Here is a 20,573-nt window from a genome sequence, read left to right on the forward strand (position 1 = left end):
GAGATTTACACGGCGACGCGGCGAATCGCGTCCACGAGCTTGACTGGATTGAATGGCTTGACGATCCAGCCGGTGGCGCCGGCGCGGCGGGCTCGATCCTTCTTGTCGCCGTCGCTCTCGGTCGTCAGCACGAGGATCGGAACCGCGCGATGCTTCTGGTGGCGCCGCACGCCCTCGATGAAGCCGAAGCCGTCCATGCGCGGCATGTTGATGTCGGTGACGATCACATCCGGCGTCTCGGTCTCGAGCACCTCGAGACCATGCACGCCGTCTTCCGCCTGCACGACGGAGAAGCCGGCGTCCGAGAGCGCGAGCAGGAGCATCTCCCGCATCGTCCGCGAATCATCCACTGTGAGGATAGTCTTGCTCATTTCGATAGTTCCTGTTCCGAGATGTCGGAGATCGTTATTCCGAGAGTCGAAAGCGCGTCGAGGAATGACTCGGAAGCGTCGGCGACGACGAGCGAATAGCCGTCCGTTGTCCATGTCGAGCGCGCGGAGAGCAGAACCTGAACACATTGGGCGCCGAGCTTCTGCACATTCGATGCGTCGATCGTCACATTTTGACCGCGCGCATTGATGAGCTCGCCGGCGAGGGGAGAGGCGGCGCGAATGTCCAATATGTCGGCAAGCCGCATGGTGATCATCGATCGGTCCTCTTCGAAGCGTCGCGCGTCATGCGCTTCAAGCCGCGTCCATGATAGGTTCAGGCAGGAGATTGTGGATGGTCAGCACGCTGATCATCGAATCTCCCGAAGCGACGACGCCCTTCACGAAGGTGCGGGCCATCTCCGATGCGACTTCCGGCGTCGGCTGAATGGCGTCGGGGGTGAGCGTCAGAATGTTCGACACCGCGTCGACGAGAAGTCCGACAACCTGGTTCGCGGACTGCACGACGATCACGGCATGTCGCGCGGTCGGCTCGCTCTGCATGAGACCGAGTCGCGTCGCGAGATCGATCACCGGCAGCACGGCGCCGCGCAGATTGATGACGCCGCGCACGAAGCTCGGCGAATGCGGCAACGGCGTCGCCGGCGTCCAGCCGCGGATCTCGCGCACCGCCATTATGTCGATGCAGAAGGTCTGCGCACCGATGTGAAAGGCGATGAATTCCTTCGCGTGCGTGGTCGCGCTCGGGGAAAACGTGTCCGCCATGATCAAAATTCCTCCCAGTTCTGCTCTGGCGCCGCCTCTTGCGCCTGCGCCGCGACGGCGGAGCCGCGCGCCGCGGGCCGTTGGCTGCGCGCCGCGCGCGGCGCGGCGCGCGGCGCCTCGGCGCTGCGGCGGGATGCGAGAGTTTCGACATTTCCCGTATCGCCGAGATCGAATGTCGCGATAGAGTCGGCGAGCCGCTCGATATCGTATTTGAGCCCGTGGCTCGAGGCGGTGGTCTCTTCCACCATGGCCGCGTTCTGCTGCGTGAATTGATCCATTTGCGCGACGGCGGCGTTGACCTCGCGCAGCCCGGTCGCCTGCGCCTGTGCGCCGTCGGCGATCTCGGCGACCGCCGTGTTGGCTTCGCTCACCTGGCCGACGATGCGGCCGAGCGCGGTGCCGGTCTGCGCGACCAGCGTCACGCCTTCCTCGACCTGCCCCGAGGAGGTGGAGATCAGACCTTTGATCTCCTTCGCCGCTTCTGCGGATCTCTGCGCCAGCGCCCGCACTTCCGATGCGACGACCGCGAAGCCTCGTCCCGCTTCGCCTGCGCGCGCCGCCTCGACGCCGGCGTTGAGCGCGAGAAGATTGGTCTGGAACGCAATCTCGTCGATGACGCCGATGATCTGGCCGATCTCGTGCGAGGAGCCCTGGATGCGTCCCATCGCATCGATGGCGCGCCGCACGATCTCGCTGCTCTTCTCTGCGTCCGAGCGCGCTTCCGAAACGACGCGGGCGGCGTGCTGCGCCCCCTCGGAGGTCTTGTAGACAGTCGTGGAGATCTGCGCGAGCGCCGAAGTGGTCTCCGCGAGGCTCGCCGCCTGCTGCTCGGTCCGCTGCGCCAGCGCGTCGGCGGCGGAGGCGATCTCGCTGGTCTTCGAGCTCAGACCATGGATGTGCCCGATCATGTCGCCGAACGCGGCGCGCAGCTTTTCGATCGTCGCATTGTAGCTGTGGCGCAGCTTCTCGTAGTCGGGAGAGAAGGCGTCGGTGAGCCGGTGGCTGAGATCGCCGCGCGACAGCGTGTCGAGCGCGTCGACGAAGCTGCGCATGAAGAATTCATGGGCTTCCACATAGCTGCGCGACTCGGCGTCGCGCGTGGCGCGGCGCTCGGCGGTGGCGCGCTGCTCGGCGGCCTGATCGGCGGCGCGTCGGCGCAGGTCGTCACGCATCGACATGCGCAGGAGCTCCAGCGCCTCGCGGATTGCGGCGAGCTCGTTCACTCCCGACGCGCCTGTCGGCGCCGTATCGAGATCGCCGCTGCGCAGCCGCTCGATCGATTGCCGCAGCGTCGCGCAAGGGCGCAGCACGCCGGTGACCAGGACATGCGCGAGCGCGGCGCTGGAGACGGCGAGCGCCGCGACCCCGAGCCCTGTCCACAGCGGATGAAACGCCGCCTCGCCGCTCATGAGCGCCGGCGCGACGACCAGCAACGGAGCGGCGGCGACGCCGACGAGGGGCGGAACGAGCTTCATGCCGAATTTCATCGCTTCCCTCGCTTACCGGTTGCACATCGGGCGTAGCGTCTTCGCGCCCTAGCCGCATCCGTCGCGACACGCGATGAAGAGGATGCGAGCCTTCATCGTCCGCGATGCGCTTCCGTGCGGAGCGCGTCGCAACGCCTGTCGAAAAGAGTGGTGTGGTCGAGTGCGTTCCGATGGAACATGCCAGCGAGCCGGCTCGGCGAGAGCAGCATCATGCTTTTGAGCGCGGCGATGGTTACGCGGCGATCAACTCGACCGACGAAAATTCTAGAGCGCGAGCCCTTAAATCTTCCTTATCGCGTGGCGAACGCGCGAAAACGGCCCGCGGCGAGGGACCGCGAGCCGTGAAAACCAGCGTTTCGACGAGAATGCGCCCGGTCAGGCGACGCGATGGGCCGGGATATAGGGCGTGACGCGCGGAGCGGGAGCGATCGACTCGGCCTTCTGCCGCACGTCGAGCGACACCGGCGCCGGCTTGTGCGCCATGGGCTCGCCATGCGCCGAAGCGGTCTCGTAGATGCTCGTCATCTCGGCGATGAATCGCTCCATGGCCTTCAGCGCTTGATATTCCGGAATCTGCGTGAGCTGCTCGACCATCTGTTCGCGAAGCTGCTTCAATTCATTGACCGGGTGCATTGCCAATTCTCCCGAAACCGACGAGTGTTAACTATTTAGTAAGGATAGCTTGCGCGAGGCTTGCGAAAAGGCGCGCTCAGCCGATCGCGTAATAGCGATTGCGCAGCCGCGCCAGCAGCGGCTCGGGGGCGGGAGCGTGCTCCGTCGCCAGCCTGCAGCCCGCGTCGCAGCCCCGCTGCCACACGACGGTGGCGACGCGAAGCGCCGCGCATTGGTCGTCGAAGAGTAGAATGCGCTTGGGCAGAACGACGCGATGAGCGAGCCGCAGCCGAACGCCGCCCTCGCTCCGGTTCCTGAACACGAACTCGGTGAGAAACCGTTCGTCGCCGTCGAGAATCTTACCCGCTTGGAGTCGCGCCGGGCGCCGCTGATCGCTGCGTCGCTCCAGCCGCTCTTCGACCACGGAATAGGTGACCTCCCGAGGCTTGTGCAAAAGGCGCGCTGCAATCGCGCGGACGAGCGCGCCTGCGCGGGCGTGGCTCGTTCTCGACGCTTGCAGGATAGGCTCGTCTCGGCCGGCGCGCACGTGTGGCGGTCTCCCGCGTCCTTCGAACGAAGACGCCTCGCGGGGGACGAGACAATGCCGAAATCATTTCAGAAAAGTTAACATTCACAGACACGTCCACATCAACGAAGTCGCCAGCTTCACACAAGGTTTTCTCCGTTAAATCCCCCCGATCCTGGAACGAGGAAGGGTTCGACATGACGGCGACCGCGCTTTTCAACACTTCGGTCATGGGAATGGCCGCGCAGGCGAGCGCGCTCGGCGCGGTCTCGCAGAATATCGCAAACTCGGGCACTGTCGGCTACAAGGACGCCACGACGCAATTCTCCACGGTGCTCTCGAGCGTTCAGAACGGCAGCGATCCTGCGGGCGGCGTCACTGCGCAAACGGGCGTGGCGGTCACCGCGCAAGGCAACACGCAACAGACATCCTCGACGACCGACCTCGCGATTCAGGGCTCCGGCTTCTTCGTGGTGAGCGACTCCAGCGGCAACACGCTGCTCACGCGCGCAGGTTCGTTCGAGCCCGATTCGGAAGGCCGCCTCGTGAACAAGGCCGGCTATTATCTGATGGGCTATAGCGCGGACGACGCCAACTCGCCGAGCGATATCGCCGGTCTGCAGACGGTTCATGTCGCCATCGGCAGCCTCATCGCGACGCCCTCGACCGAAGGATCGCTCACGGCCAATCTTCAACAGGGCGCGGACGTCGTCGATTCGAGCGCGCTGCCGTCCACAAATGACGCGTCGGCGACCTACACGTCGAAGACATCGGTGACCGCCTACGATAATTACGGCAATTCGGTCAAGCTGGATGTCTACTTTTCCAAGACGGCTGACAATGAATGGGAAATGGCGGTCTATGATTCGTCGAAGGCGGACTCCAGCAGCGGCGGATTTCCGTATAGCGAAGGGCCGCTCACGACGCAGTCGCTCAGCTTCGACTCGAACGGCGCCCTCACCAGCGGTAGCCCGACGACCATCGACGTTCCCAATGGACAGACGCTCACCCTCGATCTCTCCGGCATGACTCAGCTCGGATCGTCCTTCTCGGTCTCCGATCCGACGATCAACGGAAACGCCGCTCAGGCTGTCGCGAGCGTCAACGTCGACTCGGATGGAACGCTCAATTACGTGCTTACCGGAGGGCAGACGGTCCCCGCGTACAAGATTCCACTCGCCAATGTGTCGAGCCCATCGGGTCTGCAGTCGGTTTCCGGAAACGCGTTCGCCACCAACGCGAGCTCCGGCACCGCTTATGTCGGACTTCCCGGCACCGGATCCTTCGGCGACATTCAATCGAAGAGCCTCGAAAGCTCGACCGTCGATCTCGCCACTCAGCTCTCCAACATGATCGTCGCTCAACGCTCCTACACGGCCAACAGCCAAGTGTTCCAGGTGGCGTCGGAAGTCATGCAGGTCCTGAACAATCTGAAGTGACCCAATGACGAGAGAGCACGATGTCTCTGTCTAACGCGGGCGCGATCGCCAACCAGTCACTCGGCGCCATCTCTTCGCAGATCAGCCTCGTCTCTCGCAACATCGCCGGCGCCAGCACGACCGGCTATGCGGCGAAGACGTCGTTGCTCTCGACCAATGCGTCGGGCGGGGTCGACGTTAATGGCGTCGCCCGCGCGACGAGCCTCGCTCTCTTCCAGAATGCTCTGCAGGCGACCTCCGGGCAGGCCGCCTCTTCCGCGCTTTCCAGCGGCCTCGATCAGCTCGATCAGCTGTACGGACTGTCGACCAGCACTGCGACCGACACCTCGTCGAGCCGGTCGCCTGCGGCGCTCGTGGCCGCCTTGTCGAGCGCTCTACAGAGCTACAGCGCTTCACCCTCCGATCTCACGACGGCGCAATCCGTGCTCACCGCCGCTCAGTCGCTGGCGCAATCGCTGAACGACGGCAGCACCGCAGTCCAGAACATGCGCGCCCAAGCCGACGGCGACATCGCCACGGCGGTCGACGACATCAATTCGCTGCTCGGCCAGTTCCAGAAAGCCAACGCCGCGATCGTTTCCGGAACGCAGACCGGTCGAGACGTGAGCGCGCTCGAGGATCAGCGTGACGAGCTCCTGAATAAGCTGTCCGCCGACATTGGCGTTCGCACCATCACCCGCGCCAACAACGACATGGTGATCTATACGGACAGCGGCGCCACTCTATTCGAGACGACCGCGCGCAATGTCAGCTTCACAGCGACGGCGGGCTATTCCGCGTCGACGGTCGGCTCGTCCGTTTATGTCGATGGCGTGCCTGTGACCGGCGCCGATGCGGCGATGCCGATTCAATCCGGCAAGCTCCAGGGACTCACCCAGCTGCGCGACGTCGTCGCTCCGCAGTTCCAAAATCAACTGGATGAATTGGCGCGTGGTCTCATCGTCTCCTTTGCGGAGACTGATCAGACCGGCGGCGGCGCCAGTGCGCCCGGACTTTTCACCTATTCCGACGCGACGGATGTTCCTTCTGTAGGAATCATTCCCGGTCTCGCCGGTCAGATCACGGTCAATGCGAACGCGGACCCCACCAAGGGCGGCAGTCTCGATAGATTGCGCGACGGCGGCATCTCCGATCCCGGGAACTCCGCCTTCGACTATAACGCAACCGGAGACGCCGGTTACACTGATCGCATCAACCAACTTATCACCGCGCTGTCCACGCCCCAGGATTTCGATACGACGGCGGGCGTTGGAACCAACCAATCGGTCGCCGACTATGCGTCGTCCTCGATCGGCTGGCTAGAGGCGCAACGACAGCAGGCGTCCAGCTCCGCGAGCTATCAAGAAACTCTGGTCAGTCAGACCTCGCAAGCGCTCTCCAATGCGACCGGAGTCAATCTCGACGACCAGATGTCGCAAATGCTCGATCTCGAGAACGCATATTCGGCGTCGGCCAAGCTCCTCGCCGCCGTCGACGCAATGTATAAGGCGCTGTTTCAGGCGCTGTGACAAAGGGACGCTATCATGGTCTCCATCACATCGACCGCCTCGCTCGCCAATGCGCTGCGGAAAACGATCGTCGACACCCAGAACCAGATGTCGAAGGCGCAAGTGGAGGTATCGACCGGCCGCGTCGCGGATCTCGGTCTGGCGCTTGGCGGCGGGACGGCGCAGGACGTCTCGCTCGGCGTCCGCTCCGCCGATCTCTCTTCGATCACCAATAGCAATGCGGTGATCGCTGCGCGTCTCTCGACGACCGACACGAGCTTGGAGACGATCGCGACAACGGCCCAGAATTTCCTCGAGACTTTGGTCGGCGCGCAGTCCGGCGCCGGCAGCGACGCCCAGGCGATCCAGGACAATGCGGTCTCCGGCCTCAAATCGCTCATCGGCGCGCTCGACACCAGCATCGGCGGCGTCTATCTCTTCGGAGGCGTCTCGACGTCGACGTCCCCGATCGCCGATTATTTCTCCGATCCTCCGTCGGCATCGAAAGACGCGCTCGATCAGGCATTCGTCTCCGCCTTCGGCGTGACGCAATCGGACGACGCCGTCGGATCCATCACGCAGTCGCAGATGCAGTCGTATCTCGAGGGCGGTTTCAGCGATCTCTTCTCGGCGAGCGGCTGGACCACTTCCTGGTCGAGCGCCTCGGATCGCGCGACGAGCAATCGCATCTCCCTTTCGCAAATTGCCGATACCTCGGTCAGCGCCAATGATTCCGCCTTTCGAGGAATTGCCGCGGCCTATGCGATGGTCGCCGATAGCGGCGTCACAAAGCTCGGCTCAGACGCCTATAATGAGGTGTTGCGCACGGCGACGACGACCCTCAGCAGCGCGATCGGCGACTTGACGCGTCTTAGAGCCTCTGTCGGCGTCATGCAGACGAACGTCTCTAACGCCAATGATTCCTTGACCGCGCAACAGAATGCGCTGGCGTCGCAGATCGGCGCGCTGGAGAACGTCGATCCCTATGAGGCGTCGACGCGCCTCAACAATCTCACGACCCAGCTCGAAACCTCGTACACGCTGACGGGAAAAATTCAGCAGCTGACGCTCACCAAATATATCTGATCACCGGCCGAATCAGAGACGACCGCATGTATCGACATCTTTACGCGCAAACCGCTCAGGACTCGTCGGCTGTCGCTCGAGGCCGCGAGCGCGACGTGCTGGAACGCGCGATCCGCCTGCTCGCGGTCGCGAAGGTGAAAGGCCCGCGCAGCCGAGAGTCGTTCGAGGCGACCGACAATCTGCGACGGTTGTGGTTGTTGTTCGTCGATGATCTCTCGAGCGACGGCAATGCGCTCCCGGAGGCGCTGCGCGCGTCGCTGATCTCGATCGGCTTATGGGTTATGAGAGAGGTCGACGCCATCGATTCGGGGAAGTGCGACAATTTCGATGGGCTCATCGAGATCAATCAGATGATCGCGGACGGCTTGGCTTGAGGGCGCGATGAACATTTCTTTAAGGCGAGGCGAGAAGCTGTATCTCAACGGAGCGGTCATCCGTGCGGACAGGAAGGTCTGCATCGAGCTCTTGAACGACGTGACGTTCCTCTTGGAGAATCACGTCATGCAGGCGCAGGAGGCGACCACTCCGCTGCGCCAGCTCTATTTCGTGATTCAGCTGATGCTGATGGCGCCGAACGATACGGCCAACGCCATGGAAATGTGCCGCAGCATGCTCGCTTCGCTGAACCTCGCCTTCGTGGAGCCCCGCATTCTTTCGGGGCTGACGCTGGTGGCGCGGCACATCGAAGCAAAGAAGCTTTTCGATGCGCTCAAGACGATTCGTGCGCTGTTTGCGTTGGAGCAGGAAATCTTGAACGCCGCTTCCGTCCGTGGCGACGACAAGGCGGCCTGAAGGAGAACATCACCGTGCAAGTGACATCCACGACCTCGGTCGCGTCGACGACCTCCACCTCGAGCTCTTCGACGAGCTCCTCGAGCACAACGCTCGGTTACGATCAGTTTCTGACGCTGCTGGTTACAGAAATGCAGAACCAGGATCCCACCAATCCGGTCGATTCGACGCAGACCGTATCGCAACTCGCCTCCTTTTCGGCCGTCGAGCAGCAAGTCAAGACGAATGACACGTTGACGTCGATGCTCGCATCGCAGTCGCTCACACAAGCGCAGTCCTTCATCGGGAAGACAGTCACCTCGGCGGACGGCTCGGTGAGTGGCGTCGTCGCTTCAGTCACCATCGGCTCCAGCAGTCAAACTGCGACGCTCACCGATGGAAGCACGATCGATCTCACCACCGGAATCACAGTGAGCTGATGAACGAAGCAGACGCACTCGAGATCATGCAACGAGCCATCTTCACCGTGCTCGTCGTCTCTGGTCCCGTCGTCGGCGCTGCGATGCTCGTCGGCGTGGTGATCGCGCTCTTGCAGGCGCTCACGCAGGTGCAAGAGATGACCTTGACCTTCGTGCCGAAGATCATCGCGATCTTCGTCGCTCTCGGATTGTCGGCTCCGTTCATCGGATCGCAGATCTCCGCCTTCACCGACTACGCCTACGCCAAGATCGAAAAGGGCTTTTGAGCCCGTCATTCGCGTTCGTTCGCTCCGCGTCTCCCACTAAACCGCAAGCAGGACCGAAGATATGAGCGACGCGGCCGTAGCGGGCGCCGTGCCCGAGAGGCATGTCAAGGACGTCGGCTTCGCGCTGGCCATCGTTTTCATTCTCTGCGTCTTCTTTCTTCCGATTCCGCCGTTTCTGATCGACATCGGGCTCGCTTTCTCGATCGCGCTGTCCGTGCTCATCCTGATGGTCTCCCTCTGGATTCAGAAGCCGCTCGAGTTTTCCGCCTTTCCGACGATCCTCCTCGTTGCGACGATTCTGCGCTTGTCGCTCAACATTGCGACCACGAGGCTCATTCTCGGGCACGGCGCCGAAGGCACGCATGCGGCCGGCCATATCATCGCCGGCTTCGCCAAGCTGGTGATGAGCGGCGACTTCGTGATCGGCCTGACTGTGTTCGCGATTCTGGTCACGGTCAATTTTCTCGTCATCACCAAGGGCGCGACCCGCATCGCCGAAGTCGGCGCGAGATTTACTCTCGACGCTATTCCCGGCAAGCAGATGGCCATCGATGCGGACCTTTCCGCCGGCTTGATCGACGAGAAACAGGCGCAGTTGCGCCGTCGAGAGCTCGAGGAGGAGAGCGCGTTCTTCGGCTCGATGGATGGCGCGTCGAAATTCGTACGCGGCGACGCGATCGCCGGGCTCGTCATTCTGTCGGTCAATATCTTCGGTGGCATCGTCATCGGCGTGACGCGTCACGGCATGCCCTTGTCGAACGCCGCGGATGTGTTCACCAAGCTGTCGGTCGGCGAAGGCCTCGTCTCGCAGATTCCCGCCCTCATCGTGTCGCTGGCCGCAGGCCTTCTCGTCTCGAAAGGCGGCACGCGCGGCTCGACCGAGCAGAACATCGTTCGCCAGCTCGGCAATTACCCGAAGGCGCTCTATGTCGCATCGTCGCTGCTGTTCGTCCTCGCATTGATGCCCGGTCTGCCGCTGCTGCCCTTCGCGCTTCTCGGCGGATCGATGGCTTTCATCGCCTACACGACCCCGAAGCAGGCCGCAAAGCAGCGCGCGCAGGAAGCCGCGAAGCGGGAGGAAGAGGAAAAGCGCGCTCAGGCCGACTCGAAGGATCAGATAAAGGACTATCTGAGGGCGCCGACGATCGAGCTCTGCCTCGGCAAGCAGCTTGCCGCCAAACTGCTGCTGTCTCAGGACGAGCTCGCGCATCGCGTCGGCAAGATGCGGCGCAACTTCGCCAAGCAATATGGTTTCGTGATCCCCGAAATTCGGCTCGCCGACGATCTCGCGCTGAAGCCGAAATCCTATCAGATCAAGATCCATGGCACAGTCGCGGTAACGCAGGAGCTGCGGCTCGGACAGCATCTCATCATCGTCGGCCAAGGGAGCGCGCCCGATCTTCCTTGCGAGGAGACTGTCGATCCGGCCTTCGGCTTGAAGGCTGTCTGGATTCCGGACGCTCTGGTCGCAGAGGCGCGCCGCGAAGGTTTCGAGCCGGTCGATCCGATCTCTGTGCTGCTCACGCATCTCTCCGAAGTGCTGCGCAACAATCTGGCTCAGCTGCTGTCCTATCGCGACGCGCGCATGTTGCTCGATCGGCTGGAGCCGGAGTATCGCAAGCTGATCGATGAGATCGTCCCAAATCTTATTTCCAATTCCGGCCTGCATTCGGTGTTGAAGCTGCTTCTCGCCGAGCGTGTTTCGGTTCGCAATCTGGAGCTCATTCTGGAGGCCGTCGCCGAGGTCGTTCCTTATTCGCGCCGTGCGGAGCCGATCGTCGAGCATGTGCGTGCGCGGCTCGGACCGCAGATTTGCGGCGAAGCGTCGATGAATGGCGTGCTCAGCGTGCTGCGCCTCGGCAGTCGCTGGGACCTGTTCTTTCACGAAAGTCTGCGCCGCGACGCCAAGGGTGAGATCGTCGAGTTCAACGCCGAGCCGTCGCTGATCGAGCAATTCGGGCAGGAGGCCGCGGCCGCCATTCGCGAGCGCCTCGAGCGCGGGGATGTCTTCGCTGTCGTCACGACGCCAGAGGCGCGTCCTTATGTGAAGATGATCGTCGGCAGATTGTTCGCGGGATTGCCGGTGCTCTCGCATCTCGAGATTGCTCGCGGCATCGAGATCAAATCGCTCGGCTCGATATCATGACGCTCGGCGTCGAGGCGCTCGCGGCGACCTTGTTCGTCCTGTTTTGTCGTATCGGAGGCTGCATCATGGCGATGCCGGGATTCTCGAGCCCGCGCATTCCGGTGCAGGCGCGGCTCTATATCGCGATCGCCATCACCATCGCGCTCGCGCCGAGGCTGGTCGAGGTGGTCGCGCCCATCGCGTCCAGCGCCTCGGCGACGGGTCTCGCCGTCCTGCTGGTCGGCGAGCTGCTGGTCGGCGTGCTTATCGGTTCGCTGGCGCGTCTTTTCTTTTTCGCGCTCGAGACACTGGCGACGGCGGGCGTGACGGCGGCGGGGCTCGGCAATGTGCTGGGCGCGCCGATGGAGGAGGCGGAGCCGCTGCCGGCGATGAGCTCGTTCATCATGCTGGGCGCGACGGCGCTGATCTTTCTGCTCGACCTCCATTGGGAAATGGTCCGAGGCGTATTCTTGTCCTATACCGCGATTCCGATCCGCGACGCTTTCCAGGCTCGGAACATGCTGTCGGAATATACCAAGGTTCTCACTCAGGCGTTCCTCGTCGCGCTGCGCATCAGCAGTCCGTTGCTGCTGTTCGGGTTGATCGTGAATCTCGCGTTCGGATTTCTCAATCGCATGACGCCGCAGGTTCCGGTGTTCTTCGTCTCGACACCGCTGCTGATCGGGTTCGGTTGCTATTGGTTCTATCTCATGGCGGACGATTTTTTCGCCGCCTTCATATCGTCCTTCGGCTCGTGGCTGCTGACGGGATAAGGCGCATGAACTGGAAAAGTCGACGTAGGATTCTCGCGGTGCACGAGCACCTGCACAAGATCGAGATCGGGCGGCTCTCGAAGCTGGAGCGCGCTGCGCGCGATCTGAAGGAAGAGGAGGCGCGCATCGTCGGCTATCTCGACGGCAATCGCGAGATGATCGCTATGTTTCCCGACATCGTGCTCGAACGTCTCAAGTCCAATATCCGGCGGCAGCAGGATATGCTGAAGGAAGTCGAGCGGCAGACGGATCTGACGCTGGAGCAGGCGAGACGGGTGAAGCAGGCGGAACGCCTCGTCGACAACGCCGAGCAGGCGCGTGAGCAGGCGCTGGAGCTGGAAGCGTTGCGAGAGATTCTCGAGCACCATTCGCATATGACCGACCTAAGCGCTCGGTAACCATTTCGCGCTATCACCAATCGAGAGGGACGCGCTCATGTCGATCTTTCCCGCTGTCGATCTCGTGACCGACGTCGCGCAGGCGGCCGACCCGCAGAAGCGAAGCGCCGCGGTGGCGCGTCTTGGGGAATTGGGTTCGGCGCGTCTGCGATCGGACGATGAGTTCGCGCGTCTCGTCGGCGCGCCGCAGCATTCGCCGGGGCCGACGCAGACGGCTGCGCCGGTCTTGCGGACCGGTGGGTCCGCGAGCGGAGCAATGCAGAAGATAGCTTCGGCGGCCGACGCGGCGGAGAGTTTCGAGGGATTCGTCATTCAGTCTTGTCTCGAGACGATTTTGCCGAAAGGCGAGGACGGGCTGTTCGGTCACGGCGCTGCGGGCTCGGCTTGGCGATCGATGATGGCCGAGCAGATCGGTCGGCAGATCGCGAAGGCGGGCGGTTTCGGCATGCGCGCCGCGTTGGTTCGTGATCTCGAGCATCGAGCGGGGGGTCAGGGCGGTGTGACACAATCGAAGGCTGCCGGCTGATCGGGCCGGCGCGTTCTGGGCAGAGGAAGCGGTCGGGCGATGGTGGCTCAAAGGCGACAAGAGGCGAGGGCGCCGGTTGCGCCGTCGCATGGCGGAATAGTGTTGAGCGAAGCGGCGCTCGACGGGAAGCGCTCGGCGCTTCTGGGATGCGTGGATCGGCTCGCGCGATTGATCGAGTTGGAGAGCGCGGCGCTGAGGGAGCGCCGGGCGATCGACTTCGAGGAGTTCAATTCGCGCAAGGCGCATGCGCTGCTCGAGTTTTCCCGAGCCTCGCGCGCGTTCGGCGCGACGCGCTCCGCGCCGTCGGTGGAAGCTGCGCTGACGCGGCTGCGCGATCGGCTCGCCGAAAATGCAGAGCTGCTCGACGATCGTCTTCGGGCGATGCGCGAGATCGCCGGGATCATGATCTATACGATCGAAATGGCCGATTCGGACGGCACCTACTCGATGCGCGTGCAAACTACTCGTTGAGCTTACGGAGTGCGTGTGATGTTGCGTCTGCTCCTGATCGGGATATGGACCTGCTGTGTGACATTGGCGTCCACCTATGGCGCCGCCTATTGGAAGAGCCACCGCGGCGCGCCGCAACCAGAGGCGCATGTCGAGAAGCTGGAGGTGCGCAAAGTAAAACCGATCTCCGTGCCGATCATTTCCGAAGGTCAGTTGAAAGGTTATATTTCCGCGGAGTTTTCATATGTCGTCGTCGCTCCGGAAAAGTCACATGGCGGCGGACACGGTGAGGCCGCGGCGGGAGACGGGGCTCTCGACGCGGACAGCTATGTGATGGACGAGGCGTTCCGTCGGCTCTACGCGGACAGCAATCTCGACTTTCGGCACATCGAAAAATTCGACCTCAATGCATTCACGCATGAGGTGACGCAACGCGTGAATGATCGATTGGGGTCAGGGCTCGTCCGAGAGACTTTGGTCAAAAGCTTCGCCTTCGTTCCGAAGGACGACATTCCGCACTGACGCGCGGATCAGCCCATGAGCATGTAACCGAGAAAGCGCTGAGAATCGATCGGGTCATAGCCGAGCCGCAAGCGCAGCTTCTTGCGCAGCTTGCTCACATGGCTTTCGACGACATTCTCTTCGACGACGTCATCGAACAATCCATAGACGGCGTTGAAGATTTGGGACTTGGTGAGCCGGCGTCCACGATTCATGACGAAATATTCGAGGATGCGTCGCTCGCGGCGCGGCAGCGCCAGCGGCTCGCCGCAGACCAGAGGATCGCGGCCGTCGAAGAACACCTGCATCGGTCCGACCATGGCGTAGTCGCGCCGGATCTCCGCACGCCGGCGAATGGCGCAGACGCGCGCCAGAATTTCCTTCACATGAATCGGCTTGCGCACGACGTCGTCGACGCCCGCGGTGAACAGTCCCAGCGTCTGCTCGAGGGACGGAGCCTCGTTCATCGCGATGACCGGCGCCTGAGAGCGCTTGCGAATGATTTTCGGCAGCTCCTCGCGCTCGGGGCATTCGCCGATCAAAAAGGCCTCGACGGCGGCCACGTCGGTCTCGACGGCGGAGCCGACCCAGTCGAGAAATTGACCAGAGCAGAAGCCGGCGGAGGAAATGCCTTCCTGGCCGAAGTGGCGCGCATATCCACTCGTCACCAGCTCACGTTCATCCACGATTATGAACATAGCCGCCCCCTTGACAATCCCGTCGCCCCAGTGATTTGCGCGAATCACTATGGCACTACTTAGCCGTATCGATTCCTCGGCGTCAACGAAATAGTAACCCTGTTCGTGTCGACTGCGACCAACGCGACGCGCGCAGTCGAGGCGTCGTCGGGGGTGACCGTCTTCGTGCGCTCGAGACGAGCGTCGCGGCGCGCATTTGCGCGAGAGCAAGCCACACGCAAGGCGGCTCGGTCAATTTGCTCCGGCCGATGACCGACACGAACCCACACATGAAACATCGAACGCGCGCGAATCGCATCGCACTCGTCGCCGCCGTGCTCGGCTGCTGGACGGGGGCTGTCCTGGCCGAGCCGAAGAGGCCGGAGCCGCCGGCCAGAAGCGATTCGGGGATGGCGCGCCAACAACGTGATTCGGCCTCTTCCGAGGCGGAGCGTTATTGCGCCGATGTCGCGGCCACGGCGAGCGCCGCGCGCAATGCGCGGGTGGAAAAGGAGCTCATGGAGCTCGAGCAGCAGATCATTCGACGCACCGCGGAGCTCGAGGCCAAGCGCGCCGAGCTGCAGTCCGTCATCGATCGTCGCGAAGCGATGGTCAAGAAAGCGGATGAGCGTCTGGTCGCCATTTATGCGCGCATGCGCCCGGATGCGGCGGCCGCTCAATTCGCCAACATGGACGAAGAAATGGCGGCGGCGATGCTGATGCGTCTCGAGCCGAAGAAGTCGAGCGCGATATTGAACGAGATGGAGGCGGCGCGCGCGGTCGCGCTGACCAAGAAAGTTGCGGGGCTTTCGACATTTCCGCAGGGCGGGATCAAGCAATGAGCAGCAAGAGCGCGCCGGTTCTGCTGCTGCTCGCGCTCGCCGGATGCGCGACCGATCCGCGTGACATCGGACGCGAGCCGCATATGAGTCCGGTGGGGAGTGGACTGAACACCGTCGATGATCAGCTTCCGACGGGCTCGATTCGCGACGGGGCGCTCGGTCCGCATATGCGGCTCGACGAAAATCGCATCAATCTCTACCGCGACGTGCGGGCCATGAGCGCCGGGGACGTCGTCACGGTCAACATCTCCATGGACGACAAGGCGGTGCTCGGCAATTCGACCGATCGTTCGCGCGATTCGAAGGTCAAGAGCGAATGGTCGTTCCTGTTCGATTTCCTCGCCGGCGGATCAGGCGCCACCGAGCACAAATGGAACGGAACGATCTCCAATGATCTGCAGTCTAGCTCCTCGACTCAGGGGCAGGGGTCGATCAATCGGTCCGAACAGATTCGTCTGTCGATCGCCGCTGTGGTCACGGCGGTTCTTCCCAACGGCAATCTCGTGCTTCGCGGCTCCCAGGAGATAAGGGTGAACTACGAGCTGCGCGTGCTCACCATCGCCGGCATCGCGCGGCCTCGCGACATCGCCAAGGACAACACCATCTCCTACGACAAGATCGCCGAAGCGCGCGTTTCCTATGGCGGGCGCGGGCGCTTGTCGGAAGTGCAGCAGCCGGCCTGGGGTCAGCAAGTCTACGACATTTTCGCGCCGTTCTGATCACAGAGGGAGCTGCTCTTGGCCGGCCCGTCCGCTTCGTCCTCTCCCGCGCCGTCGTCGTCCTCCATGCAGACGGTGGTTGCGCTCGTCGTCGCCACTCTGCTCGCAGTCGGCGGGGGCGTCTTCCTCGGATCGACTCTCGTCGGCGATAAGCCGCAGGCTCCGGCGCATGGCGACGAAGTCAAGGAGAGCGCCGCGGCGCCCGCCAAGCCGGCAGCCGAGCCCGCGAATAAAAGTCACGGCGGCGGCCATGGCTCCGCCGCCGGCGCCAAGGAGGCGCCGGCTCCCGCGCCGACGCCGAAGTGGAAGCTCAAGGAGCTCGCGCCGATCGTCACCAATCTTTCGGAGTCGGAAGCCGGCTGGGTGCGCCTGCAGGCGGCGATCATCTACGATATGGCGGCGCTGCCGGAGCCCGACATGCTGGTGTCGCAAGTGACGGCGGACATAGTGGCCTATCTGCGCACGATGACGCTCGCCTCGATCCAGGGCGCCGACGGCCTGAGGCGATTGCATGAGGATTTATCGGAGCGCGCGGCGATTCGTTCCGAAGGGCATGTTCGCGAGCTCATCATTCAGGCCCTCGTCGTCCAATGAAACGGCTCGCGCTCCTTCTCACCCTCGTCCTCCTTCCCGGCTGTGCGCTGGCCGAGGGATTCGATCTCAACGCGCTGCTGCCCGCGGGTGGGGGAGCGGCGAGCGGAAAGATCGTCCAGCTGCTCGCCGTGCTGACGGTCCTCTCGATCGCGCCGGGCCTGCTCATCATGGTGACGAGCTTCACTCGCTTTGCGATCGCTCTGTCGTTTCTGCGCAGCGGCCTCGGCTTGCAGAGCACGCCCGCCAATCTCGTGCTCATCAGCCTCGCTCTGTTCATGACCTTCTATGTGATGGCGCCGACCTTCGAAGCGGCCTGGCAGGACGGGCTGAAGCCGCTGATGGATCAGAAGATCACCGAGGTCGAGGCGTTCGAAAAAATCTCGCAGCCGTTCCGCAAGTTCATGATCGCCAATGTGCGCGAGAAGGACATCAAGCTGTTCGACAGCCTGTCGCGCGAGCCGCGGCCGGCAGGTGACTACGACAAGCTCGGCCTGCAGGTGCTGGCGCCGGCGTTCATGATTTCGGAGCTGCGGCGCGGCTTCGAGATTGGGTTTCTCATTGTTCTGCCATTTCTCGTGATCGATATGATCGTCGCGGTCGTCACCATGTCCATGGGCATGATGATGCTGCCGCCGACGGCCATTTCCCTGCCGGTGAAAGTCCTGTTCTTCATCCTCATAGATGGCTGGAATCTGCTGGTCGGCAGCCTCATCCGGTCCTACGGCTGAGCGCGGCGCGCTTTCTCCAACTCTTCGATAATCCGTGCCTTTTTAGGTGTTCATTAAGCGCATTTGCCTCGAATTGTGGCGCTTTCCCCCACTGACGTGAGATAACCGGAGCGTCCTCGAGGACACGGCCGCGCAGCGGTCTGGTCGCGAGACAAAATGCTTCGGATTGGGGCCGTGCGGCCCAAAGGCATGATGCCGCATCCGTCGAGCCGGTGAATTTCCGGGATGTCGCGTTCACCCCATCCAAGGATCGACGAGTCATGGCCAGCATTCTCACCAACTCTTCCGCCATCACCGCTCTCCAGTCGCTGCGCTCCACGCAGCAGAATCTCGCGACCACGCAGAAGGAGATCTCCACCGGCCTCAAGGTTTCCAGCGCCGCCGACAACGCCTCGACTTGGGGCAATGCCCAGACGATGCAGTCGGACCGCGGCGTGCTCTCGACGATCAGCGACTCGCTCTCCGTCAGCTCTTCCGTGCTGAACGTGGCGTCGGCGGCTGTGACCAATGCGATCTCGGTGATCAACAACATCAAGACGCAGGTCGCGCAGGCGGCTCAGCCGGGCGCCGACACGTCCAAGATCGGCACCACCCTCGCCGGCCTCAGCGATCAGCTGTCCAGCATCGTGACCTCGGCGAATTTCAACGGCCTCAATCTGACCGACGGCTCCGCCAGCTCCTACAGCTTCATCGCTTCCTACTCGGAGTCGCATGGCACGGCGGCGTCGAGCCTCAACACCATCGATCTGGCGGCGAGCGCGCTGATCGGCGGCGGCGGGACGTCTCCGGCGGTCGCGGCCGGCTCGGGCATTCTCGAGGCGGCGCAGGCGACCGGCTCGAGCGCGGCGACCGACTTCACGGCTCTCTCGGAGACGGATGTGGGCTCTGCGACCGCCATCGCCGACACGCTGTCGAACGCCGATAAGGTGATCGCCGACCTCACGACCTATGCGGCGAAGATCGGCGCGACGCAGACGTCCGTCGACGCCCAGGGCGCTTTCATCAAGACGCTGAATGATTCGCTCGGAGAGGGCGTCGGCTCGCTGATCGACGCGGATATGAACGAGGCTTCGACCCGCCTGCAGGCCCTGCAGACGCAGCAGCAGCTCGGCGTGCAGTCGCTTTCGATCGCCAATCAGAACAGCCAGCAGATTCTGCGCCTGTTCCAGTAAGACATTTTCGTTCGCGAGAGCGGGGAGGGCCGCGCCTTCGGGCGCGGCCTTTTTTCGTGGCGTCAATCGTCGAAGGCGTCGCGCGGTCGATCGTCGGCGCGATGATGCGCGGCCAGTCGAATGCGTCATTCGCGCCGAGCGCGAGGTAGACGGTCGCTCCGCGCGGCGCTTGGCGCAAGCTGCAAGAAGTCGCGCGTCTCGTTTGGACTTCTGAACGCGCGCGAAATTATCGGAATATCGTTCGGCGAGCGACGCCGGCCCGTCGCGAGCGCGGGCCGGCGTCGATCATGCGCTCTCCTCTCGCGCGGAACTCACCAGCCGCAGCATCCGGATTGATAGGTCACCATCGGATTCGCATAGTCCACTTTGTAATGGTCGACGCGATAGACCGGGTAGGAGACGGTTCCGGCCGCCGAATAGCCGGTGAAATAAGGGCTCACGGGCGCCGCGGAATAGGACGGCGCGACGGAGCGATACTGAGGCCGGTAGCCATAGCCATAGCCATAGCCATATCCCGAGCCATAGCCATATCCCGAGCCGAGGCCGAAGCCGCGCCCACGGAACGCCGAATGATAGCCGTGATAGCGATAGGGCGAGGCATAGGTGTGATAGGGATAGGGGCGTGGCGCCCTGTAATGAGAATAAGAGGGCGCGAATTGGCGGTGGCGATGTCCATAGCCCGAATAATGCGTGCGCTCGATGGGCTGCGCGAAGGAGGCGACGGCGGAAGCCGCGGCTCCGACCGGTCCGGCGAGCGCTTCGCCGGTCGGCGCCAGCGGAGCGGCGAGGCCGACGGCGGCGGCGATCACGAATTTGGACAGTGCGTTCATCGTTCAACTCCTCGACTTGTGACGTGATCGAGCTCTGCGGCCAGCCTGCGCCGCGCGCGGAGCCTCGGCTCATCCTTGCTAGAACCGGTCGGCCGCGCTTCCGGTTCCGCAAATTCGATGAAAATTTTCGTCGTCATCCGCTCGGCGCATCATGCGCCTCGACGAGGACGCGTGTGAGCTCCCCACGCGCGCGGCTGATGCGGCTGCGCACAGTGCCGACAGGGCATTTGCAGATGAGCGCCGCTTCTTCATAAGTGCAGCCGCCGACGGCGACGAGCGTCAACGCCTCGCGCTGCTCTGCCGGCAGCCGCGCCAGCACGCGATCGACCTGCAGCAGCTCGACGAGATGCTCCTGCGTCGGCGCGTCGACGAGCGTCGCCGCATGGCGGCCGTCGGGATCGGCGGTCTCGCGTCGTCGCTTGTGATAATCGCTGTAGTAGAAATTGCGCAATATGGTGAACAGCCATCCGACGAGATTGGTGCCTTCCTCGAAGAGAGCCAATCGCGAGAGCGCGCGCGCCACCGCTTCCTGCACGAGATCGTCGGCGTGATCGGGATCGCTGCATAATGATAGCGCGAGCGCGCGCAGCTGCGGCATGGCGCGCACCATTTCGGCGCGGAGGCGCGCCGTCGCGGGAGAGGCGCGCTCGTCATTCTCTTCGCGCCATTCACGCACGCGCGGAGCGGGCGCGAAGATGCGCGCCGCGCCTTTGCGTCGGCGCTCGCGAGAGAGCAGGGCGGCCTGCTCGCGTCGGAATGACGCGGGCGTGTGGTCTCGTTCGCGCGAATCCCGCATTGGACAAAGCTTTCGTTCGAAACTGGAACGTCGCCTTTCGGCTCGCAGGGACGCGGCAAGGACGGGGCCGCATCGAGCCGGCCGCGCGGCCGCAGAAACGCCGAGAACGGCGCTCGACGCGCGCTTCGTGAACGCCCAGAATGAGGCGGGCGCCGCCTGATTCGCCGATCGGGG

27 protein-coding genes are annotated in these 20,573 nt (G+C 63.2%); 18 read left to right on the forward strand and 9 right to left on the reverse strand.

The genetic code is table 11. The features are described 5' to 3' along the window. Positions 1–5: 5 nt before the first annotated feature. The 6 genes from CQW49_RS19705 to CQW49_RS19730 form a co-directional block, all read right to left on the reverse strand. The gene (locus tag CQW49_RS19705; protein WP_003609624.1) at positions 6–371 is read right to left on the reverse strand and encodes a response regulator; all 366 of its coding nucleotides are present in this window, start codon (positions 369–371) and stop codon (positions 6–8) included. Beyond that, on the reverse strand, positions 368–646 hold the full coding sequence (locus CQW49_RS19710; RefSeq protein ID WP_003609622.1) for an STAS domain-containing protein: 279 nt from the start codon (positions 644–646) through the stop codon (positions 368–370). Before CQW49_RS19710 ends, CQW49_RS19705 begins: the two co-directional genes overlap by 4 nt. Before the next feature lie 37 nt (positions 647–683). Continuing rightward, positions 684–1,154: a chemotaxis protein CheW gene (locus tag CQW49_RS19715; RefSeq protein WP_003609620.1), complete on the reverse strand. Its 471-nt coding sequence runs from the start codon at positions 1,152–1,154 to the stop codon at positions 684–686. A gap of 2 nt (positions 1,155–1,156) precedes the next feature. Beyond that, the gene (locus CQW49_RS19720; RefSeq protein WP_003609618.1) at positions 1,157–2,641 is read right to left on the reverse strand and encodes a methyl-accepting chemotaxis protein; all 1,485 of its coding nucleotides are present in this window, start codon (positions 2,639–2,641) and stop codon (positions 1,157–1,159) included. 375 nt (positions 2,642–3,016) lie between these two features. After that, on the reverse strand, positions 3,017–3,274 hold the full coding sequence (locus CQW49_RS19725; RefSeq protein ID WP_003609616.1) for a hypothetical protein: 258 nt from the start codon (positions 3,272–3,274) through the stop codon (positions 3,017–3,019). 76 nt (positions 3,275–3,350) lie between these two features. Continuing rightward, positions 3,351–3,707: a PilZ domain-containing protein gene (locus CQW49_RS19730; protein WP_155931232.1), complete on the reverse strand. Its 357-nt coding sequence runs from the start codon at positions 3,705–3,707 to the stop codon at positions 3,351–3,353. Between the two features lie 269 nt (positions 3,708–3,976). On the opposite strand from CQW49_RS19730, the gene CQW49_RS19735 reads away from it, so the two are divergent. From CQW49_RS19735 to CQW49_RS19795, 13 genes are all read left to right on the forward strand, one after another. Next, on the forward strand, positions 3,977–5,218 hold the full coding sequence (locus CQW49_RS19735; RefSeq protein WP_003609611.1) for a flagellar hook protein FlgE: 1,242 nt from the start codon (positions 3,977–3,979) through the stop codon (positions 5,216–5,218). A 20-nt stretch (positions 5,219–5,238) separates the two neighbouring features. Further along, positions 5,239–6,726: a flagellar hook-associated protein FlgK gene (flgK, locus tag CQW49_RS19740; protein WP_003609609.1), complete on the forward strand. Its 1,488-nt coding sequence runs from the start codon at positions 5,239–5,241 to the stop codon at positions 6,724–6,726. 15 nt (positions 6,727–6,741) lie between these two features. Next, entirely contained in the window at positions 6,742–7,791 is a 1,050-nt protein-coding gene (locus tag CQW49_RS19745) for a flagellar hook-associated family protein (RefSeq protein ID WP_003609607.1), read from the forward strand. Between the two features lie 26 nt (positions 7,792–7,817). Further along, complete coding sequence (gene flaF / locus CQW49_RS19750) at positions 7,818–8,165, forward strand: flagellar biosynthesis regulator FlaF (RefSeq protein ID WP_003609605.1); 348 nt, start codon at positions 7,818–7,820, stop codon at positions 8,163–8,165. A 7-nt stretch (positions 8,166–8,172) separates the two neighbouring features. Beyond that, positions 8,173–8,583: a flagellar biosynthesis repressor FlbT gene (gene flbT, locus CQW49_RS19755; RefSeq protein WP_003609604.1), complete on the forward strand. Its 411-nt coding sequence runs from the start codon at positions 8,173–8,175 to the stop codon at positions 8,581–8,583. Between the two features lie 14 nt (positions 8,584–8,597). Further along, on the forward strand, positions 8,598–9,002 hold the full coding sequence (flgD, locus tag CQW49_RS19760) for a flagellar hook assembly protein FlgD (RefSeq protein WP_003609602.1): 405 nt from the start codon (positions 8,598–8,600) through the stop codon (positions 9,000–9,002). Continuing rightward, a complete protein-coding gene (gene fliQ, locus CQW49_RS19765; RefSeq protein ID WP_003609601.1) occupies positions 9,002–9,268 on the forward strand; it encodes a flagellar biosynthesis protein FliQ in 267 nt (88 codons plus the stop codon). The genes flgD and fliQ overlap by 1 nt, the downstream gene beginning before the upstream one ends. 61 nt (positions 9,269–9,329) lie before the next feature. Then, positions 9,330–11,414 carry a flagellar biosynthesis protein FlhA gene (flhA, locus tag CQW49_RS19770; RefSeq protein ID WP_003609597.1) on the forward strand — a complete coding sequence of 695 codons (2,085 nt, stop codon included), beginning with the start codon at positions 9,330–9,332 and terminating at the stop codon, positions 11,412–11,414. Then, positions 11,411–12,166, forward strand: a complete 756-nt coding sequence (locus tag CQW49_RS19775) for a flagellar biosynthetic protein FliR (protein WP_099831829.1) — start codon at positions 11,411–11,413, stop codon at positions 12,164–12,166. The genes flhA and CQW49_RS19775 overlap by 4 nt, the downstream gene beginning before the upstream one ends. A gap of 38 nt (positions 12,167–12,204) precedes the next feature. Further along, a complete protein-coding gene (locus tag CQW49_RS19780) occupies positions 12,205–12,564 on the forward strand; it encodes a hypothetical protein (RefSeq protein WP_003609593.1) in 360 nt (119 codons plus the stop codon). Between the two features lie 37 nt (positions 12,565–12,601). Then, positions 12,602–13,090 carry a rod-binding protein gene (locus tag CQW49_RS19785; RefSeq protein WP_003609592.1) on the forward strand — a complete coding sequence of 163 codons (489 nt, stop codon included), beginning with the start codon at positions 12,602–12,604 and terminating at the stop codon, positions 13,088–13,090. A 99-nt stretch (positions 13,091–13,189) separates the two neighbouring features. Continuing rightward, positions 13,190–13,561 (forward strand): hypothetical protein, encoded by a 372-nt coding sequence (locus CQW49_RS19790; protein WP_051418642.1) that lies wholly within the window; start codon positions 13,190–13,192, stop codon positions 13,559–13,561. A gap of 18 nt (positions 13,562–13,579) precedes the next feature. Next, positions 13,580–14,062, forward strand: a complete 483-nt coding sequence (locus CQW49_RS19795; protein ID WP_003609588.1) for a hypothetical protein — start codon at positions 13,580–13,582, stop codon at positions 14,060–14,062. An 8-nt stretch (positions 14,063–14,070) separates the two neighbouring features. On the opposite strand, the gene CQW49_RS19800 is transcribed toward CQW49_RS19795, so the two are convergent. Beyond that, positions 14,071–14,739, reverse strand: a complete 669-nt coding sequence (locus tag CQW49_RS19800) for a response regulator transcription factor (RefSeq protein ID WP_003609587.1) — start codon at positions 14,737–14,739, stop codon at positions 14,071–14,073. A 269-nt stretch (positions 14,740–15,008) separates the two neighbouring features. On the opposite strand from CQW49_RS19800, the gene CQW49_RS19805 reads away from it, so the two are divergent. From CQW49_RS19805 to CQW49_RS19825, 5 genes are all read left to right on the forward strand, one after another. Continuing rightward, positions 15,009–15,560 carry a MotE family protein gene (locus CQW49_RS19805; RefSeq protein ID WP_040566335.1) on the forward strand — a complete coding sequence of 184 codons (552 nt, stop codon included), beginning with the start codon at positions 15,009–15,011 and terminating at the stop codon, positions 15,558–15,560. Continuing rightward, on the forward strand, positions 15,557–16,279 hold the full coding sequence (gene flgH, locus CQW49_RS19810; protein WP_003609583.1) for a flagellar basal body L-ring protein FlgH: 723 nt from the start codon (positions 15,557–15,559) through the stop codon (positions 16,277–16,279). Before CQW49_RS19805 ends, flgH begins: the two co-directional genes overlap by 4 nt. A gap of 18 nt (positions 16,280–16,297) precedes the next feature. Next, entirely contained in the window at positions 16,298–16,873 is a 576-nt protein-coding gene (locus CQW49_RS19815; protein WP_003609582.1) for a flagellar basal body-associated FliL family protein, read from the forward strand. Beyond that, positions 16,870–17,601 carry a flagellar type III secretion system pore protein FliP gene (gene fliP, locus CQW49_RS19820; protein WP_003609580.1) on the forward strand — a complete coding sequence of 244 codons (732 nt, stop codon included), beginning with the start codon at positions 16,870–16,872 and terminating at the stop codon, positions 17,599–17,601. Before CQW49_RS19815 ends, fliP begins: the two co-directional genes overlap by 4 nt. A gap of 260 nt (positions 17,602–17,861) precedes the next feature. Next, positions 17,862–18,773: a flagellin N-terminal helical domain-containing protein gene (locus tag CQW49_RS19825; protein ID WP_003609579.1), complete on the forward strand. Its 912-nt coding sequence runs from the start codon at positions 17,862–17,864 to the stop codon at positions 18,771–18,773. A gap of 311 nt (positions 18,774–19,084) precedes the next feature. Here the strand turns inward: CQW49_RS19825 and CQW49_RS25180 are convergent, their stop codons facing one another. Together CQW49_RS25180 and CQW49_RS19835 are read right to left on the reverse strand one after the other, a co-directional pair. Beyond that, positions 19,085–19,603, reverse strand: coding sequence for a hypothetical protein (locus tag CQW49_RS25180; RefSeq protein WP_003609577.1), 519 nt, complete (start codon positions 19,601–19,603; stop codon positions 19,085–19,087). A 133-nt stretch (positions 19,604–19,736) separates the two neighbouring features. Continuing rightward, on the reverse strand, positions 19,737–20,399 hold the full coding sequence (locus CQW49_RS19835; RefSeq protein WP_003609575.1) for a sigma-70 family RNA polymerase sigma factor: 663 nt from the start codon (positions 20,397–20,399) through the stop codon (positions 19,737–19,739). Between the last annotated feature and the right edge of the window lie 174 nt (positions 20,400–20,573).

The sequence above is a fragment of the Methylosinus trichosporium OB3b genome (assembly GCF_002752655.1).
Classification (GTDB): Bacteria; Pseudomonadota; Alphaproteobacteria; order Rhizobiales; family Beijerinckiaceae; genus Methylosinus; species Methylosinus trichosporium.